The sequence below is a fragment of the Neobacillus drentensis genome, from assembly GCF_021560175.1.
GTDB classification, from domain to species: domain Bacteria; phylum Bacillota; class Bacilli; order Bacillales; family Cytobacillaceae; genus Neobacillus; species Neobacillus drentensis_A.
Window position 1 is genome coordinate 4262554 of record NZ_CP091110.1, and the last position, 19076, is coordinate 4281629.

Consider the following 19076-nt stretch of genomic DNA (forward strand, 5'->3'; position numbering starts at 1 on the left):
AATATTCTTTCCTACTCGTTCCGCGGGGGTCTCTTGCCCCAATATTGATAAAGGTCCGTCCGAATGAATCCATTAAACAGCTTCCGCTTCTTTGTTGCCGGTTTTCCGTATAATTGCTCAAAATCTTCATTCGAAGTCATGATATAAATCGACCAGGTATCGAGTTTACTAAAAGCCTGGCCCATTTCCTTATACATATGCTCCACTGCCTTTTTATCTCCAAGCCGCTCGCCGTATGGAGGGTTTCCTACAATAACCCCATACTCTTTACTTGTCGATATATCTCGAACCTGCATCTGTTTAAAATGAATTAAATCACCAAATCCAGCTTCCACGGCATTACCTTCCGCTATTCTAACCATTCGATGGTCGATGTCAGAGCCGCTAATGTCTAATGGCTGGTCGTACTTTGCCAAATCCTCTGCTTCCATTCGTGCATCATCCCACACTTTTTCAGGAATCCAATTCCAAGCTTCAGAAGCAAATTCCCGGTTAAATCCTGGTGCAATATTCTGCCCAATCATCGCTGCTTCAATTGGAATGGTACCTGATCCACAAAAAGGATCCATAAAAGGCCGATCAGCCTGCCAGTTCGTTAACATTACGAGTGCAGCTGCCAATGTTTCCTTTAGCGGTGCCTCCCCTTGATCAATCCGATATCCTCGTTTATGGAGTCCACTGCCACTGGCATCAATTGTTATAGTTGCAACGTCTTTTAACAAAGCAACTTCAATCCGGTATAGAGCACCACTTTCTTCGAACCAGGTATTTCGCTTATACTGTTTTTTCAGACGTTCAACCACTGCTTTTTTAACAATGGCCTGACAGTCTGAGACACTGAATAACTTTGATTTAACCGATTTCCCAATAACAGGGAATTCTGCATCTTCAGGCAAAAAATGTTCCCAGGGAAGTGCCTTTGTCTTTTCAAACAGTTCATCAAACGTAAAGGCCTTAAATTCGCCTACTTTAATTTTAATGCGGTCTGCCGTTCGCAGCCATAAATTACTTCGTGCAATCGCAGTCTCATCCCCAGAATAGGTAACCCTGCCATTTTCCACTTCACAATTATAACCAAGTGATCGTACTTCTTTCGCAACTAAGGCTTCTAACCCCATCGCTGCGGTTGCAATAATTTGATATTTTCCCATATTTTCACCCTTACATAAATTCAAATGTATGTATTAGTACCCTTATCGTTCAACTTGTCGCTTACATTATTGACAAAATGCTGCAAACGAATGCAGTTGTTGGCAATAAAAAAGCTCCCCATATTAGGAGAGCCCTTAATATCCAGCATTTTTAACATTAATAACGTTCTGTAAGCCATGTTCTGTACCATTGTACTGCAAACGACCTTTTGGGTCTCGTACACAGGTGGTAATCATCTATCTACAGATTCAAGTTGAATCTGTCTTTCTCCTCGTTCAATTCCTCAGAGAAAACGCCCCTACCATAATTTGGGTTTCTCGCTCGTGGGGTTTACCCGTTCCACCCTTTCCGTTTCCAGAAAGACTACGTCACTGTGGCACTTTTATAGGTATTCATACCATATCCGGTTGGGACTTAGGTATTTTCCCGGCCGTCAACTGAATGCTAGACTCAGCTGCCCTAGCTTATGAATTCACTAGGCACGAACACTACGAGCATCGCAGCTCGTGCGAGCATGGACTTTCCTCAACGATTCGCTTAAAGCTCCTCGCAGCGATTACCCGAACGTCATTAATGATACTTTCTTATTATATGTATTTCTTGTTGAATATACAATGGTTTTTATTAGGAAACTGCGGTACAAAATGTTAATCGTAAAGTTTATTACCAAAAACATGCTTTTCTAGATTAGACAATCTTTTTAAAATATCAAAATTGGTGGTTCCGGCAGGCTGTGCCACCGGCTGCCTTTTTGACGTATCTTCAAGCTGCTTACGAAGCCTTAGGTTCTCTTGCTGGAGATCCTCAATTTCTTGATGAAACGTTTCATAGTCTTTAATAATTAAATCTAAAAATTTATCCACATCTTCTTGTCTATAACCACGAACACCAGTTTTAAACTCTTTTTCTAAAATATCCTTAGCTGTTAATTTGACCTTATCAGCCAACATACAAATCACCTCAAGTTTAGCCAATCATTACCTATTATTTTTCCAAAAATAAGTCCTTTTGTCAATTTTCTTTTACATTCAGGATTTGTGCCAACATTTCATTCATATGTGGCACCCACTAATCCTACTCCTTAAAAGTCAGATTGCTTAAACTGTTCTTCCTCAACAATCATTTGCAAATCGTAAAACGTAATTAATTCGATTCGATAATTGTGCTGCTTTTGATAGTCTAATGCGAATTCGTACAAAAATTTAGAACTTCCCTCTTTTTCATGGTCATACAAAAGCAGCAGGCCTTCACTTTTTTCCACAAAGAATTGATTTTTCAAACGAAATTGCCATGGCTTTTCATACCCTTTTTTCGTAATAGAATCGACGAAATCCGCTTGCATTAAGATCGTTGAATACCACTCTTTATTGGTTTCATTCCAGTTCGATTCCTGTTCTAAAAACGGAGTAATCACTGCAAGCTTTAACTCAGGATATTCAGTCTGTAAGTCAAATACTACTTCGGCAGCCCAAAGTTCTACACCTAGTTGACCACTGATTAAGATCCATTCTAATTCTTCTTCAATCATGGGCAGTAACGCCTTTTTTATGGCTGCCTTGATGTATTGAACAGATGGATGGTCCTTATTAAATACCCCTAATTCAAAAGGTTTATAACCCGAAATGGCTAAAACTTTTACCAAACTCTTTCTCCTTTTTTTAAAATTATTTAAAATTGGGACAAACATTTTATTACTAAGAACATAACATATAATAAGAAAATAAAAAACAAGGGCTAAATAGCCCTTGCAAGACAATCCAATTACTATGGTCTGCGGCCTCTAAAAGATCCTGGCCCTGCTCCAAAGCCTGGTCCTGGTCCTGGTCCAAATCCTGGTCCAAAGCCCGGTGCGCCTGGTCCAAAGCCCGGTGCGCCTGGTCCAAAGCCCGGACCACCCATTCCACCAAAGCCTGGTGCATTAGGTACAGCATTTGGCATTGGTGCGATTGGCATTGGAGCCGCTGCCGGTGCACATGTGTTACAGCAGTCAATGTGCTGATTGCAGCACTCTTCTGCACATGATGCAGTGTGTGGACAATAATGTTTATGTTGGAACATATGATGGTTCACTGTGGTTGTATGAACCGGATGAATATGTGGCACCACCGTTGTTGAAAACGTATGGTTCACAATTTGTTGCGTCGGATGAATGACTGGAGGTAAAAAATTAGTTCCTAGATACATATGAAAATCTCCCTTCAAATATTCTGTTTACATTAACAGCCTATGTTAAAGGAGCGACTCTTGTACTAATGAAAATACCTATTTTTTTGATTTTAGCTATGCTGTTTTTATAACATAGTATAAAAGCTGTCTTTTAAACTTGTTAAAACAACGGCAGTCAAACAGACGACAATAAAAAATAAGAAAAGAATTGCTTTATACATACTACCAGCTCCATAAGTTTTATAGTCGTTTTTTTCTCAACTCAATTTTCAATTTTACCTTTTTCAAGTCTGATAAACAATATGGGAATGCTGGTTTTCTCCATAAAAAATATTAAAATTTTGTGACATACCGATCAACTATTAATCATGTTGAATAGCTCGGCAAAAATTAGTGAACGTTGGGCTTATTTAGGATCATTTATCGTACTTTTTTTCCAAGCGTGAAAGCCTGGTTTGCAGCTGATCTAGTAACGGCTTATTCTCATTTATTGGATCAGCAGATACAGAATGAATGGCTTCCTGACAATATTTAATGGCCTTTGGAAGATCTTTGAGCCTATGCTCAAAAATTTTGGCCAGCTCAATACAGGCCTCTAATCTTATTTGCAGATCCTCAGAATCGACAACTTCCATAAATAAATTTCGTGCGCTGATCCAATTACGTTCTTTTTTTTGCTGGTAGGCCAGGAGTAACTTTGCCTGTTTGGATGTTATATCCTGCTCCTTTGTTAGGGTGGTTAAGACTTTTTCCGCTTGTTCCGTTTCTCCTAAGCTAGCAAACCAACGCCCTACTTCATAAGTCTCAGGTCGTGTTTGATTCTGGTCCATACCCGAAAGCTGAAATGTCAGATGAGTATACAACGTAACAAGGGATAAAATGTCGATTTCATTATGTTTTAAAATACCAAGCATTCCATCAGGTTGTTTACTTTCAATAAAATCAAAATAAATGATAGGTGCCAGATAGCCCGGTATATCATCCATTCGTTCCACTCCCAATACTTCTTTTTCAACAATGGACAACTTCATTCTATCTAATTTATGTTTCCAGAGTCTTCTGGCCGCATGGTAAAGATCAAAATGTCCAAAGGCAGGCAGTTTTGGGACATGTTCTCTGACTAGTGTATGTCGTGTTTTTACTTGTGGCCAATCAAACGATTTGCCATTGTATGTGACGAGTGTTCGATAGTTCACTTTTTCCAAAAAGCTTTGATATAGGGGAACCTCAGCACCTGGATTTGGCAAAATATGCTGTCTTAAAATAAGCTCCTCTCCAGAAACACTAGCATAACCAAGTATAAAAATGGTATTTCCAACTCCGCCCCCAAGCCCTGTCGTTTCTGTGTCAAAAAAGAATAATTCTTCCACACTATGCCCTTTAGACGATATTGGATGTTTAATTTCTTTTCTATTCCAGCAATTAACTGCCGTTCGTAATTCTTGAAACTGATAGTGCCCATGCTGATAGGACAGAGGGTATCTTACCTCTCGAATTAAACAATAATTTTCATCTAAGAAATAGGGAGAGACATGTTCTTGTTCCCATTTATCACGAAATGGGATATCAATTAAAGAACCTTCAGGAAGATGCTTTTTTTCCTTTTCAGAATGAGCACCAACCGACAGATGCGGTTTTAAACGATTCAATTTGTTTTTTAGTGACATGTTGCAACTTCCTCACCTAACCGTGGAGTTCGCAGGAATGTCTCGAGAATATTAACAGTATCATTTTTAGCTGTTTCACTAACAGCTTCAGTGCCAATACAAGAAGGACATCCTGACTGACATTGGCAGCGGTGGATCATTTTTAAGGTTTCATTAAATACTTCAGACATACCTGTATATATTTTTTCACTTAATCCAATCCCGCCCGGATAACGATCATAAAAGAAAATCGTCGGCTTTTCATTATGATCTGCTTTAACTTGGGGTATAACGTGGATATCCTGGGGATCAGCCATGACAAATAAGGGAGCTATATGATTAAGGGCATTTGCAGCGCCAATCAGCCCTTGCTCGAGACGCTCTTGTCCCATTTCTACTAACGGTTTACTTAACGAAATCCATGCAGCATTTGTATGAAGCTCCTCCTCCGGGAGGTGAATCGGACCGGACCCAATGTTTTCATGAGTTTCAAATTTAATCTTTTTAAAAATAGTAGCCATCGCCCGTACACTTACATCGCCATACCCTATTTCTGCTTTAGAGAATGTTTGTAGTTTATCAACCTCTAAAACCTTTAATTGAACTGCCAGGTTGGCATCTGTAAAATAGTCTACATCGACCTCACGAACAAAGGCCTTTTTCTCATCCCAATCGAGCTTCTCTACCTGATATTGTGTCCCTTGATGTAAGTAAATGGCCTCATCATGGAGCAATGTCATGGCGGAGAAACGATCCATTTCACCGATGACCTTCACATGAGCTATATCTGATTGATCGACGATTATAACATTTTCCTGTGAGGCTGATCGTAAACTAATGTTATGAGCCGGAAATGAATCATTCATCCAGAAAAATTTTTCTCCATTCCGATAGAGCACACGTTCCTCTGCTAAGTATTCGAGTAACTCGTCCGTTTCCACATTTCCAAACAAATCACCCGACTTAAACGGCAGTTCATAGGCAGCACATTTCATATGATCAATTAAAATAATGAGATTATCTGGGTTAATTCTTGCTGTTTCGGGACTTTTATTAAAAAAGTAATCAGGGTTTTGAATAATATATTGATCAAGCGGGCTCGAACTGGCTACCATTATAACCAAAGCCTCGCCATGTCTTCTGCCTGCTCTTCCTGCTTGCTGCCAAGCACTCGATATCGTCCCAGGATAGCCTGTCATAATACAAACCTGCAGCTGTCCAATATCCACGCCCAGTTCAAGAGCATTCGTGCTGACAACCCCATAGATATCCCCTGAACGCAAGCCTTTTTCAATTTTCCTTCGTTCCGTTGGCAAGTATCCGCCTCGATATCCCATTATTGATTTTGCACCCAACTCATTTTTAACTAATTCCTGCAAGTAAGTCAGAATTATTTCCACTCTTACTCTGCTTCTAGCAAATACAATAGTTTGAATCTTATTTTTCAATAGTTCCCCTGCTAGTTTACGAACTTCAAGTGTTGCACTTCTGCGAATATTTAATGGCTTATTCACTATCGGAGGGTTATAAAAGAGGAAATGTTTCGTTCCACTTGGTGCACCATTATTATTAATCAACGTCATTTTCTCTTCGGTTAACTTCTCCGCAAGTTCTAAAGGATTAGCAATAGTGGCAGAAGTACATATAAACACAGGATTGCTTCCATAATAATGGCAAATCCGCTTTAATCTTCTGATTACATTGGCAACATGACTGCCAAACACACCGCGGTATGTATGGAGTTCATCAATAACAACAAATTTAAGATTCTCGAATAAGGATACCCATTTTGTATGATGCGGCAGGATCGCAGAATGAAGCATGTCTGGGTTGGTAATGACTACATGTCCAGCTTTTCTTACCCTCTGGCGGATGTTTGCGGGAGTATCTCCGTCATAGGTATAACTATTTATGTCAGCGCCGGACGCTTCAATTATTTCATTAATTTCACTTTTTTGATCTTGTGCGAGTGCTTTAGTTGGAAAAATGTACAGAGCTCGTGCATTAGGATTAGCCAAAATGGTTTGTAACACCGGCAAATTATAGCAAAGTGTCTTTCCAGAGGCAGTTGGTGTCACAGCTACAATACTATGCCCACTAATAATTTCATCATATGCTGATTTTTGATGAGTATAGAGCTGGTCAATTCCTCTAATAGAAAGAGATTTCTTTAAAACAGGATGCAGGTCCTGTGGCAAGTCTACAGATTGGGCTGGCTTGTGTTCAATCGTATGCCATGTGACTATATTTTCTTTAAATTCTTGGTTTATTTTTAAATCTGCAAGGATTTCCTGCAGGTTTTTTTTTAGCTTCATGTTCTCACCTCATAACTCTTATTTTACCGAATAGACGTTCGTTATTAAAGGTATAAAATAAAATTTAATCCATTAACAGGATTGTAACCTTTTACCATTATGATAGAGTAAACGTTATAACCATATTTTGTTACAATATAAATGGAATGAACTTGATTTGAAAGGTGATTATATGAAAATAGAAGATATTGAACGTGTACTAGGTGGTTTTACCCTTTTCCGTGAATTAGACCATTTTGAATTGACAAAAATAGCGAATATTTCGATTGCCAGGGAGTGGAAAAAAAATAGTCATGTTTTTCTCCAAGGCGATCCACTCGAAAACGTCTATTTTATCTTTGATGGAAAAATAAAAATCTATAAAAGTGATATAAGTGGTAAAGAACAAATTGTAGCGATTGCAAAAAAAGGAGAAATGTTCCCCCATGTTGGATTCTTTAGAAAGGGCGATTATCCTGCCTATGCAGAAGTGTTAGAGCCTTCTACCCTTATTGCAGTTCCTATTTCAAAATTTGAGAAGGTATTAATCGAAAATCCAGAGCTCTGTATTAAAGTGTTTAAGGTGCTTGGAGAGAAAATTGTTGATTTACAAAATCGCTTAGAAGAACAGATTTTAAACAATACATATGAACAAATTATCAAGCTTCTTATTCGTTTAGCTCAGAAACATGGAATGGAACAGACGGATGGTACGATTCAACTGAAATCAGAGTTTACGAATAGAGATCTTGCCAATATGATTGGAACTACGAGGGAAACCATTAGCCGGACATTGACGAAAATGAAAAAAGAGGAATTAATAGAACTAGACCATGAAGGAAACATGATTTTGGATATATCTATGCTGATGCAGGAATTAAATCTACTATAATAAAAACACCGCAGTTTTTATGCCTGCGGTGTTCTTCTTATGATTACAGCTGAAGCATTTCTTCCATATCTTCTTTGGCTGTACCGATTAACTTAAGATTAAAAGTATCCTGAAGGACCTGAAGAACTCCTTCTGAAATAAATTCAGGCGGTTTAGGTCCAATTCTAATGTCCTTAATTCCCAAACTGAATAAACCTAACAGAATCGCTACTGCTTTTTGTTCAAACCAAGATAAGACGATACTCACTGGTAATTCATTTACTTCACAGCCGAACGCGTCCGCCAATGCTAAGGCAATCTTCACGGTTGAACCGGAATTATTACATTGACCTAAATCAATATACCTAGGGATGTTTGTTCCAGGTACTACCCCATAATCTACATCATTAAAGCGGAATTTACCGCAAGAAGTCGTTAATATCACTGTTTCGGGAGGAAGCGATGTAGCAAGCTCTCGGTAGTATTCCCCTCCTTTTCCAGGAGCGTCACATCCTGCAATAACAAAAAAGCGTTTAATTTTACCTGCTTTCACAGCATCAATAACCTCTGGTGCTAAACCTAGAACGGTTTCATGGTGGAATCCAGTGAGTAATGTTTCTTCCGATTCAATTGCTGCTTCAGGAAGCTCCAATGCTCTATTAATTAATGAGGTAAAATCATCATTCACAATTTTTTCAACATTCTCAAGTCCGGCAACTTCATAGGAGAACATCCGATCAGCATATGTACCCTTAATTGGCATTACACAGTTGGTAGTAGCAAGTATAGCTCCTGGGAACTTTTCAAATAGGCGGCGCTGGTCGTACCAAGCTTTACCTATATTACCTTTTAAATGTGCGTATTTTTTCAAGGCAGGATAGCCATGTGCAGGCAGCATTTCAGAGTGTGTGTAAATATTAATACCTTTTCCTTCAGTTTGCTTTAATAATTCCTCTAAGGCGAATAGGTTATGTCCCGTAACAACAATACACTTGCCTTCAATTTTATTTTGACTAACGCGGATTGGTTCTGGGATTCCCAAACGTTTTGTATGGGCCTCATCAAGCATTTCCATAACGCGGACCGCAGATTGTCCCACCTTCATAGCCATATCAATATGTTCCTGTACGTTAAAGTTTGAATTAGTTAATGTCATGTAAAGTGCTTCATGTGTTGTCGCATCCACAAATGGGTCCGTATACCCTAGTTGATTGGCATGTGTTCTGTAGGCCGCAATTCCTTTTAACCCAAAAATTATCGTATCTTGTAAGCTGGCGATTGTTTCATCTTTACCACAAACACCAATTACCTTGCATCCGCCAGTTGGTGTTTGTTCACATTGATAACAGAACATGTAACTTCCCCACTTTCATTATATTTCTATCCTAGCGTACAAATTTTCTCACTTCTTAAATGTGATTCAAATCACATTTGCCATATTTGTAACAGAATGTTCAAAAATTTGTGACGAACATATGTCAGCACCTACCTATTTTTCTATGCATATAATATGGAGTGAAATAATGGAAAGAGAGGGAATAATGATGTCATCCATGCTTCCGAATGATAAAAATAACCGTAAATCCCCGCTGTCAGAACCTTTCCGGGATTTAATCAAATCAATGAATGACCTATTCACTGATAAACCGATGCGGGGATTTTTACAAACAATTGATGAGTTTTTTAAAACTCCTTTTCCTACGGCGGCAGGTTTTCATGTGGAAACGGTAGAAACAGGAAAGGAATATATTATTTCAGCCGAGCTGCCTGGCGTGAAAAAGGAGCAAATCCAATTAAACATTACAGGAAACTATTTAACCATCTCTGTTGAAAATAGCGAATTAGAAACAGAGGAAAACGAACTTACCCAAGTATATCGACGTAAATACTTCCGTCAGCATGCTGCTAGGACGATCTCCCTGCCCCATGCGATCAATGAAAAATTGGTTCGGGCTTCGTACCGTGATGGGTTGTTACAAATCCACATTCCTCAGGAAAAAGGTAAAGTAATAGACATAGAAGAATAACTTACTATTTTTTTGTTTCCTCCATATAGGAAAAGACGGCTGCTATTAGCCGTCTTTTTTATACTCTGAAATAATTTAAGCCTTAAAGATACCCCCAAATCCTTTTACGAGCGAGGATACTTCATGGTTCAATATCCCTTTGTTTCCTTTAATAGCTTTTCACCACCCAGAGAAGCTATTAACTCGTTTACTTTCCTCATATGATTATAAGTGCGTGAAATTTTTGTGGTCAGTGGTCAATTTCGGCACTGACCACATTTTTTGTTTATACTGCATTTCCTACCTGCTTTAACACATCTAAAATAAGAGGGGAAACTTGAATTAAAACATATCCCAATCCAGCTTTCATAATGCCATCCCAAGCTTTCTCTGATTTACCAAACATGAAGAAAAAGCATGAGCCGACTATGATCACGGAAGCAATCGGGAAGGATAGGGCCACCATGATATCGACAAGTGGGTCTAGTACGTGGGCAAGAGTAGAGAGGGTATGTTCACTCATCCACTCCTTCGCTCCTACCTCTATGACCACAGGTGCGCTCACAGGGGTTGAAGTAGTTGCCGCAAAAGCTTTCATGGCAAATCCAAGTGTGCCCACTGCTCCACAAGTAGCCAATGGAAGGACAGCAGCACTCGCTAAGTGGGCAACCTTCTTCACTCGGTTATTTCTTCTTTTTTTCTCCTTTACTTTATACTCGCCTGTCATAAAGTCATGAAATTGAATAGTTTTCATTTCCTTCACTCCTTATTTAATGTCGTCCATGGTGTAGATGAAATGAGGTAATCCTTTACACAGTTCCGCTAATTTAGCTTTTCTTAGCTTAGTTGTGGTCAACCAAATGAGCATAGGAAAATACCCAAAATGCTTTTCCACTGCCCCAGCTTCTAATAATCCTCTGTACCTTTCGATTTTGGCTTTGTTCTCTTTCATGGTTTGCATGTGGTCAACTTCTAGAATGTTGTATCTTCCATTTGCTTTAAACCACGCATCACAGACCACGGTATTAATTCCATCCGTTAACTTCATTTCATTTCTCCACTCATGAGGAAAACCAACAAAAATATAAAAGTCATTTCTCATAATGACATGCTGCACAAAATTACTTTTCTTTCGGACTTTTTGGGAATTGACATATTCACGACCTGTTTTATTGAGATAATAGATAGTGGAAAATTCTTCACGGTAATTGCTAAGATACGGGGATAATTGTTGCAGGATCCTATTGGCATTTCTTTTTTGCCCTAGTCGATGGATTTTTTGAAGCTGTTCCCGATTAAGATAATCTAGTTTCTTCAAGCTTAAAAGTATTCGCTCTTGTCTCTCGTTTAGGGGTTTCAACTTTCTTTTCCTCCTTATTAACAATGTAAGGTTGTATGAGTTGTTTAATTAGGTCGTTACTCATAAAAGGAGTTTGAAGAGTAGTTTGTTTTACCTCTTTGTATATCCCTCTGCCTGGTATTTCGGGTAAGTTTTCGGCTCCTACTTTGTCTAAGACGGTCATAGAAGCTGATGAACTATCCAAAACAAAGCATAACCGTGCCGGAATATTTCTCTTAATCTGCATACTGATCGCTTGAGCAGAAGGGTATTGGGTTGCATAAATCACGTAGTAGCCGGCCCCTCTTCCTTTCCTTACGATGTCTGTTAATATATCCATGCTCTTCCCATCATCCACCAAATCGGCAGCTTCATCGACAATGAGAAAATGTCTTTTCTTTACTCCTGCTTCGGAAACATCTTCAAAGCCACCATCTACAATTTTTTTATAATTTCGGTTCATTTGCTCTTGAACATCTTTTAAAATGACTGCCGCTTCTTTCATATCGGTTCCAAAGTTTACGACCTGTTTACAATTTTTAAATCGGGCAAAAGCCGGGCCGCCTTTGAGATCAACTAGAGAAAAAGAGACATCATCCGGCTTAGAAAGAATTAATGATGTAATAATCGACTTCATAATTACAGACTTCCCAAAACCTGTTGAACCAGCAATAATCAAATGTTTTCGTTTGTCAAAGTCGTGGTAAATAGTTTCGGTTCGATTCATCCCAATAGCCACGGACCATGTATTTTGTCTTAGTAATTCTTCTGTCCATGGGATTTTGCTAGGTAAAGATTCATTGTAGACTCTGACTTTCAATATCCCATCGTATGATAGCTCTATTTCCTTCTGTGAGCTTAGTTTCTTAGTGTATAGACCTTTTATATTCTGAACGATGTTTCGGTCTAATTTGAGGGTTTTTAGGTCTTTAAACTCAACCTTCACCGAACGAGTATTAAGCCCTGACTCAATCGCTTTTTGTTTGGAAACATAGTCTTCAAAACTTCTACCTAAAGGGATACGGTAACGGTATTCGGTGCCCCACTCATAATTCTTTTTTTTAAGAAGTTGAGTGGTCAAGGTCCGGGAACCATCTTTGACATTTAATCCTGTGAGAGCAAAGATCTTGTTTAATTTTTTTGAGTCGTTCCCCTCTCCACTTTTTGATAAATAAGCTTTCAACGAAATTGCTCCAAAAATTGTTGAAGACAACACTTCAAAAATCATTCGATTTTCCTCCTTTCTTTGCGCCACCTCATTGAAACTTACGTAGTAAGTAGTTGTAGAAATAGAGAAATACAAATAAGGTAGTACTATCGTTGATAGAGTAGTATCGGGAATATTCCCATACACTCTACTAGGTAGGCATTAATTTGGGTATGTAATAAAGCATATTTAGCACAGTTTGACCATTATGACCTATAGGGAAAAATATTTTTACCCAAAAGGAAAATCAAACAGGTTTTCAATAATTAATGAGGAATATTATAATATAGATGATCGATAGTTGGGGAGGAATAAAAATGGCAAATGGATTCATCAAAAGTAACGGGAGAGAAGCTAAACTTTTAAACGACTTGAAAAAAGGGTATTTTGCTTGGACAACAAGCAATAAGTCCTGGGTTGGTGATAGTAACGGAGATAAGATTAGAGGGTTTCAAATAGGGGCTCTTATGTATTTAATGAATAAAGATTTAGTTGAACTAAAAGAAGAAGGATATCCTGAAGGTTTGTATAAATACGGTTTGAAGGAGCAATAAGTAGATGCTTAAACACGAGTACATTAACAAAATAAAAGAATTAATTCATATTGGTTATACAAAACAAGACTTATATATTTATTTAAATGTAAAGAGAAAACAACAAGTAATGAGTCGATATCAACAATTGATTAATGATGCCTTGGATAGCAATTTACAGAGTCATTCTTACTACGCAGGGTTATTTGGGATAAGTATACAAATGGTTTCAAGCGACTATAAAATATTAATAAGAAAAGCAAACTGGTTAAATAATTACAGAAAGGAAAAAGGGGAGATTTATAAAGGAGAAATAAATGTACGGGTAAAAAACAAAGCCCCTCTCAAATGAGAAGGGCCTTTTTCATTAAAACATTTTTGACCAGGTTTTAGGGCCGATTATACCATCAGCTGCTAGGCCGTGTTTCTTTTGCCACGCTTTGACCGCTGCCGTTGTCTGTGGACCAAATACACCATCCACCTTTGCCCCAGCTACCTTTTGAATTAATTTAGTCGCTATGGTGTTGGTAGATCCTTGTTTAACTGGATGGCCAGGATAAGGATTGGCAACAGGAACAGGTTTCAAAAACAAGGCTTTTTCAGCATTTCTACGCTTCACTAAGCCGTTTAAGGTTTGCCCTCCTGCTTTGCAATATAAGCAAATATTATCGGCTACTTGATTCAATGAGCGCCCTTCTACGAGCTTTTTAAGATTTCCGGGGCCGACATTATAAGCGAAGGAAACAAGCGCATCAAATTGGTTCTGATTGAGTTTAAGACCTAACTTATTGACTGCATCCTCAAACCTTTTTAAATCTTGTTTGAGCAATTCATCAGCCTTAGCTTGTGTAATCCGCTGACCTACCACTACACCGCCAGTATGCCCCCAGCCGATAGTAGGCACACCTACAGCATCTTTATACCCGACAAGTAAGCAGCCTTCAAATTGTTGGATTAGTTTAATTCCAGTTTGTGAAATTTTCATTTAGAACCCCTCCCTTTCAATACTTGAACAGCATCCTTAATCTGTTTTGGTACTGGTAATCCTGTACGCCCTGCATTTTCTAAGATGGATAGCCCTTCGTTTCCTAAATAAAAAAAGATGATAGCCGATTGAACGGTATCACCCTCACCCATAGTTTTATCTATTAAATGTCCTAATGCCACCAAGCAAAACATCATCAATTTTTTAGCGATTCCTTTAAATCCTATTTTGCTGTTTAACTTACCTTCGACACCGGAAGCAAGCAAACCACTAAGATAATCAAAGGCAGCAAAGGTAAGTAATACTTGCAGCAAGACACTCCACCCCCCAAATAGGTAGCCTACGACTGCGCCTGTTACGGTTGCACCTGACTTATAAAAGATTTCCCAATTCATGTAGCGCCTCCCCAAATAAAAAGAGGACTGAATAATCAGCCCTCTTTCTTAGCGTATTTATCCTCTTTATGAGGTAATAATAACCCTAATCCAATACCAACAATAATTAATAATGCAATCACGCCCCATAACCATAAAGGTTTAGGAGATATGATGGTAAATAAAGTCGCACCTATGATGATGCAGTACACGGCTACCCAATGATACCATGCCATGTTATCACTCCTGATTTCGTAGTCTTTCCATAGCTTGACGAGAAAGGCTATTTCTTTTTTGAATAAGGGAGTCAATCATTTGTTTTTTCTGTTCAGCCGTATAATTTCTAGAGTTTTCAATCATCCGAATCTGTTTACTAATATCGCCAATGGATTTTGTAAAATCATCAACTGCTTTATATTCAGATTCTTTTCTGAATGGTTCGTTATTCTGTTTAGCTGAACCTCTTTCGTCAGTAAGACGGTCTTTTAACGTGTATAGATCATCTAATGATTGGCCCGAAGAAGATTGGTTAACGAGAAACGCCTTAGCTAATGGTTTTTGGTCGATGCTTTTTGCTGGTTTTTCTACTGAATTTTCTACTAATCCACTTGATTTTAAAATCCAATCAATCGCATTAGTAACATACGTTCCACTTCCACCCGAAAAGCCTTGAATGGTGTTGTCAATAACTCTAGGTGAACCGAAATTTTTAAATGAACCTTGACCACCTGTTAACTTATTAATACCCTTGCCAGCTAGTTTAGCCACTTCTGATGTATTAATATCATATTGATCTGGGTAATTTAGGTTCTCTTCTCTTTTAGGAATAATCGGCCCTTGTCTAAAGAAAGAGTAATTCGCCATCCCTTCGATCATCGGTGCAATACCTGTCAACATAACTGGGATAGAAGCTTGAGAAAGTCCTTGTTTGAGAAATCCATCAAAAGCGTTTTTATCGTGTTTAAATGCAAAATCGATAGCTCTTTCAAAGGTGTTAGAGAAAGCGAAAGCTAAGTCAAACGGTTTGGGAACACGGGCAATTTGATTAGTACCCGGAATAGGCAATAACCAAAAAGTATCCTTTAACCATTGAGGGGCATCGTCAATAATTCCTTTTTGTTTCTCATTAGCGAATTGACTTTGTGCATACTTTGCCGCAAGTGTAGGAAGTGTGACCGCTACAACCGCTTTTCCTGAAAATTTAGCCGGATTCTGTTTAAATGCCCTCAATAGCTTACTTTTACCCTGGATATTCGCATTCAAAAAGGCTACAACTTTATTAGCTTCACGAATACTAGTTCCAGCACGGCCAAAGTCCATAATATCTCTTGCTCTGTATGCCGCTTCTTGTGGACTTGCCCCTGAACGTGTAGCAGCTCTAAACTCTCCGACTTTCGTGGCTGTTTCACTCGTATCTGCTAACTTTCTAAGAATATTTACGGGATTCTTATAACGTTTTAACAATGAAGTATATGTCTTTGGATCCAAAACATCAACATAGTTAGCATTTACTTCGGTTAAGGCTTTCTTTAATGTTTCTTGGTGAAGTTTTCGGTCCATTGATACGATATTACCATAACCGCCATTTTCTTTAATGAATTGTTTGTAAAGATCCCCGGCTGTTTTAAATTCCTTATTCCCTATTTTGACAGTTCTACCTTTCCAAATAGATTGCCACAATCCCACAGGAAAATCAACCAAAGGATTAAAACCTGACTCTGATACTACAAAGGCATTCGGTACGTCACGCATTGGGTTTCTTAAGCTAAATTCAGGTGTTAACGTAGCTCCGGCCCGTAATAAAGAAGCTGGTTTTTGAAGTATCTTTATCAGTGTATTCGATGATTCTTTGTCTAAATTCATCAAAGTTTTATACACTTCGGGAGGTACTTCGTATTTAACCTTTTTACCTTCTTCCATGACACTAACTACATTTAATCGGCTTGTATCGTCTTTGTTGTCTAGCTTGCGAATAAACGCACCATCTGTGTCTTTTTCAGCCAGTTTTCCAATTTGTGAAGCGACTCTGTTTCTATCCACTGTATTAGTAGCTTTGAAAATGTTTTTAACGACGCTTTCCAATGGATCGATAACCTGACGATTAGAACCTTCAAGTTTTTTAATCGGGCTTGAAGCATTGGCCAAGGCTTTGCTGATTCCATTTGAAAAATCGATTTTATCATCATCAAAGGAACGGAACAAAGAAACATAGTTAGGCCATTTTTCTTTCATCCCTTGTAATTGTGCATCGCTAATAATGCCGCCCTGTTTAAGTGTATCTAAGACATTGTTATTAACGGTTAGCAGTTTCTTTCTTGCCGCTTCCATTTGAGGTGAGCCAAGTTGTGAAATTGTATCTTCAATCTCCGCATTGGTAAAGCCTGAATTGATCCCCTTTGCGTTAACATCCTTCGCATGGACAGCTAAAGCGTAATCGCCTAAGTCCTTTGAATCAATTCCGTGCGCTTGTAAATCTTTGAAAAGTGGCTGCAATTCTTCCTGAACAAGCAAATGTGCTTTTTCTGGACTTCCCTTAAACAATCTCGCTTGCTTATATAAACTATTCTCCGCACTATCGACTTTTCCTGTTATGTTTTTTTCTAAATGTTCTAAAGGTGCCATATCATCAACAAATTGCGTGCGAAGATTAGATAAGAAATTAGACTTTTCTTTCACTGGTTCCCGGTTTACTTTGCCACGGAAAGAGCTAAGATCCCCGCTCGTTTGCCTTTGGGAGTCTAACAATTCTCTCGCTACCGGGGCAAGATTCGGTTCTTTCTCTGAACCGCTTGTAATGGGTTCATAGTCTCTGCCTGCTTTTAGTGTACCAGGGGAGATGTTTTCACTTTTTTTTAATGCTGCCGCCCTATCTTCTTGTAATCCATCTAAGATTGGCTTAAAGACCGCTTCCTGTTCGGGATTCTGCTGCATTAAAGCTGTAATTTCATTAATTTGGTCGTCAATCGCTTGAACCTCTTCCGGCTGCCATGCTGGGAGACTTCCTAATTCATCTTGAAAGCCCTCTTTTACATGTTGCTCAGCCAATTGCATTAATTCTTGGTTGTTTGGTTTTCGTCCATATTGTTTATAAAAATCTTGGTACCATTGAGGATTACGACTAACACTAAATGAGCCGTTCACTTCTCTAAAGTTCCCTAACCCTGTTCCTGTTGTACCATAATCTACACCTTTACCCATAGAGTTTTTAAGATATTCATATTGCGCTTGAACGGCATTTTGAAACTCTTGACTCATTGGGGCAGCGTTTAACTCGCTTGGTGCTGTTGGTAATTGTACAGGATTAATTGATAATGGACTTTGTTCGGCTTGCCTAAAGTTATTTAATCCCGGTTGTAGCGTGGAAGCAGGATTATTTCTTAATTGCAAGTCATTTAGTAAGTTGCCATACAGTTTATTAGAGTTATGTTCAATCGATGGTAAAGGTTTGGGTATCATATCGGTTCTTGCAGCATTAGAAACTGTGTTTAATACTTCGCCCGATGTTGGCACCATTCTTCTCATAGCTGTTTCAGAAGCTAATTGAAGGCCCTTAGTCGCTCCTTTTGCCACTCCTGGACCAACAAGGTTAAGAGGATCTAAAGCAATCTCTGAACCCATTCCAGGTAATTCTGTGCCTACTTGCGTTGCGACTTTCTCTTTTACTGGCTTAGGCAAGAAAGGAGTAATAAGCTTTGTCGGACCTGCAGCCATCGCAATTTTACCAATTGAATTAGCAATCTTTTTATCTTTTGAATCGGTTGTAGGATCAAAACCTAATGATTTATTTAATTCTGTGCCGGATGTGTCTTTCTTTCCGGTAAAGCCATCTTTCGCACCTTGCCAAAAAGAGCCGCCTTCTATTTTTTCTTTAATTCCAGTACGAACGGCATCACCTGGACGATCAATGATTTCAAGAGCTTTTCCTAATCCATTAGGTTTCCCGTCACCATCGGTATCTTTTCCTGTGACGAAGTTTTTCAAGTCGGACCATACAGAATCTTTATTCTTAGTTGTTTTCTTTTTTGCACCAGCAAGAGGAATAATCGAAGTGGGATTCATATAGTCATATTCTTTAGTGTTTTGATTATTTTTCTTGCTCTTTTGGTTATATTCCCTTTTAGAACGTGAATCCCCTTTAGTGCCTGCGTTATACATAGCATCGATAAATTCATCAACGGTATATCCTTGACTTTTAATATATTCTTGCTTTTGGGGATCGTTTCGTATCTCTTCTTCCGTCCGATACATGCCTTTTTTACGCAATTCATCAGAGTTTGTTGGGTCATTCCAAAAAGAAACTGCATCGGAATAGGTTTTCTTAGATGATTTCTTTTTTTGTTCACTTACATAATCATCATAAGAAGCTTTAGCAATTTTTGCTTGAGCCTTTAGCTGCCCCATCTTACGAGCATTAGCAAGCCCCGATTCATAAGAACCGGAGCCAAATCTACTCTCAAATATGCTTTTATACTTATTTTCATCAAAGGCCATCTTTGCACCGCC

18 protein-coding genes and 1 other RNA gene are annotated in these 19076 nt (G+C 38.6%); 4 read left to right on the forward strand and 15 right to left on the reverse strand.

From position 1 onward, the window contains the following. Positions 1–11 precede the first annotated feature (11 nt). The 7 genes from L1999_RS20030 to L1999_RS20060 form a co-directional block, all read right to left on the reverse strand. Positions 12–1151, reverse strand: a complete 1140-nt coding sequence (locus tag L1999_RS20030) for a THUMP domain-containing class I SAM-dependent RNA methyltransferase (protein WP_235740163.1) — start codon at positions 1149–1151, stop codon at positions 12–14. Positions 1152–1317: 166 nt separating this feature from the next. Next, positions 1318–1720, reverse strand: an RNA gene (gene rnpB / locus L1999_RS20035) — RNase P RNA component class B. 79 nt (positions 1721–1799) lie between these two features. Continuing rightward, the gene (gene gpsB, locus L1999_RS20040) at positions 1800–2102 is read right to left on the reverse strand and encodes a cell division regulator GpsB (protein WP_098530451.1); all 303 of its coding nucleotides are present in this window, start codon (positions 2100–2102) and stop codon (positions 1800–1802) included. A 131-nt stretch (positions 2103–2233) separates the two neighbouring features. Continuing rightward, positions 2234–2794: an SLOG family protein gene (locus L1999_RS20045; protein WP_235740164.1), complete on the reverse strand. Its 561-nt coding sequence runs from the start codon at positions 2792–2794 to the stop codon at positions 2234–2236. Between the two features lie 122 nt (positions 2795–2916). Beyond that, the gene (locus tag L1999_RS20050; protein ID WP_235740166.1) at positions 2917–3336 is read right to left on the reverse strand and encodes a CotD family spore coat protein; all 420 of its coding nucleotides are present in this window, start codon (positions 3334–3336) and stop codon (positions 2917–2919) included. A gap of 398 nt (positions 3337–3734) precedes the next feature. Then, complete coding sequence (locus L1999_RS20055; protein ID WP_235740167.1) at positions 3735–4985, reverse strand: ribonuclease H-like domain-containing protein; 1251 nt, start codon at positions 4983–4985, stop codon at positions 3735–3737. Continuing rightward, on the reverse strand, positions 4976–7279 hold the full coding sequence (locus L1999_RS20060; RefSeq protein WP_235740169.1) for a DEAD/DEAH box helicase: 2304 nt from the start codon (positions 7277–7279) through the stop codon (positions 4976–4978). Before L1999_RS20060 ends, L1999_RS20055 begins: the two co-directional genes overlap by 10 nt. A 172-nt stretch (positions 7280–7451) precedes the next feature. Between L1999_RS20060 and L1999_RS20065 the strand changes: the two genes are divergently transcribed. Continuing rightward, entirely contained in the window at positions 7452–8150 is a 699-nt protein-coding gene (locus L1999_RS20065; RefSeq protein WP_235740170.1) for a Crp/Fnr family transcriptional regulator, read from the forward strand. A 43-nt stretch (positions 8151–8193) separates the two neighbouring features. Here the strand turns inward: L1999_RS20065 and hcp are convergent, their stop codons facing one another. Then, the gene (gene hcp, locus L1999_RS20070) at positions 8194–9483 is read right to left on the reverse strand and encodes a hydroxylamine reductase (RefSeq protein ID WP_235740173.1); all 1290 of its coding nucleotides are present in this window, start codon (positions 9481–9483) and stop codon (positions 8194–8196) included. A 169-nt stretch (positions 9484–9652) separates the two neighbouring features. On the opposite strand from hcp, the gene L1999_RS20075 reads away from it, so the two are divergent. Beyond that, positions 9653–10156: an Hsp20/alpha crystallin family protein gene (locus L1999_RS20075; RefSeq protein ID WP_235740175.1), complete on the forward strand. Its 504-nt coding sequence runs from the start codon at positions 9653–9655 to the stop codon at positions 10154–10156. A gap of 265 nt (positions 10157–10421) precedes the next feature. On the opposite strand, the gene L1999_RS20080 is transcribed toward L1999_RS20075, so the two are convergent. From L1999_RS20080 to L1999_RS20090, 3 genes are read right to left on the reverse strand one after another with little or no spacing between them, the layout of a single operon-like run. Next, positions 10422–10889, reverse strand: coding sequence for a hypothetical protein (locus tag L1999_RS20080; protein WP_235740176.1), 468 nt, complete (start codon positions 10887–10889; stop codon positions 10422–10424). 12 nt (positions 10890–10901) lie between these two features. Next, positions 10902–11495 (reverse strand): replication-relaxation family protein, encoded by a 594-nt coding sequence (locus L1999_RS20085; protein WP_235740181.1) that lies wholly within the window; start codon positions 11493–11495, stop codon positions 10902–10904. Further along, on the reverse strand, positions 11431–12702 hold the full coding sequence (locus tag L1999_RS20090; protein ID WP_235740182.1) for an FtsK/SpoIIIE domain-containing protein: 1272 nt from the start codon (positions 12700–12702) through the stop codon (positions 11431–11433). The genes L1999_RS20085 and L1999_RS20090 overlap by 65 nt, the downstream gene beginning before the upstream one ends. A 296-nt stretch (positions 12703–12998) precedes the next feature. Here L1999_RS20090 and L1999_RS20095 point away from each other — a divergent pair, with 296 nt between their 5' ends. Further along, positions 12999–13235, forward strand: coding sequence for a hypothetical protein (locus tag L1999_RS20095; protein WP_235740184.1), 237 nt, complete (start codon positions 12999–13001; stop codon positions 13233–13235). Between the two features lie 4 nt (positions 13236–13239). Then, positions 13240–13566, forward strand: coding sequence for a TenA family protein (locus L1999_RS20100; protein WP_235740186.1), 327 nt, complete (start codon positions 13240–13242; stop codon positions 13564–13566). A gap of 15 nt (positions 13567–13581) precedes the next feature. Here the strand turns inward: L1999_RS20100 and L1999_RS29685 are convergent, their stop codons facing one another. Genes L1999_RS29685 through L1999_RS20125 form a run of 4 tightly spaced genes read right to left on the reverse strand, consistent with a single transcriptional unit; the run spans position 13582 to position 19064 of the window. Beyond that, a complete protein-coding gene (locus L1999_RS29685; protein ID WP_275677139.1) occupies positions 13582–14199 on the reverse strand; it encodes a glycoside hydrolase family protein in 618 nt (205 codons plus the stop codon). Continuing rightward, entirely contained in the window at positions 14196–14594 is a 399-nt protein-coding gene (locus L1999_RS20115; RefSeq protein WP_235740188.1) for a phage holin family protein, read from the reverse strand. Before L1999_RS20115 ends, L1999_RS29685 begins: the two co-directional genes overlap by 4 nt. Before the next feature lie 35 nt (positions 14595–14629). After that, on the reverse strand, positions 14630–14809 hold the full coding sequence (locus L1999_RS20120) for a hypothetical protein (protein WP_235740189.1): 180 nt from the start codon (positions 14807–14809) through the stop codon (positions 14630–14632). A 4-nt stretch (positions 14810–14813) separates the two neighbouring features. Further along, entirely contained in the window at positions 14814–19064 is a 4251-nt protein-coding gene (locus L1999_RS20125) for an LPD38 domain-containing protein (RefSeq protein WP_235740191.1), read from the reverse strand. Positions 19065–19076 lie beyond the last annotated feature (12 nt).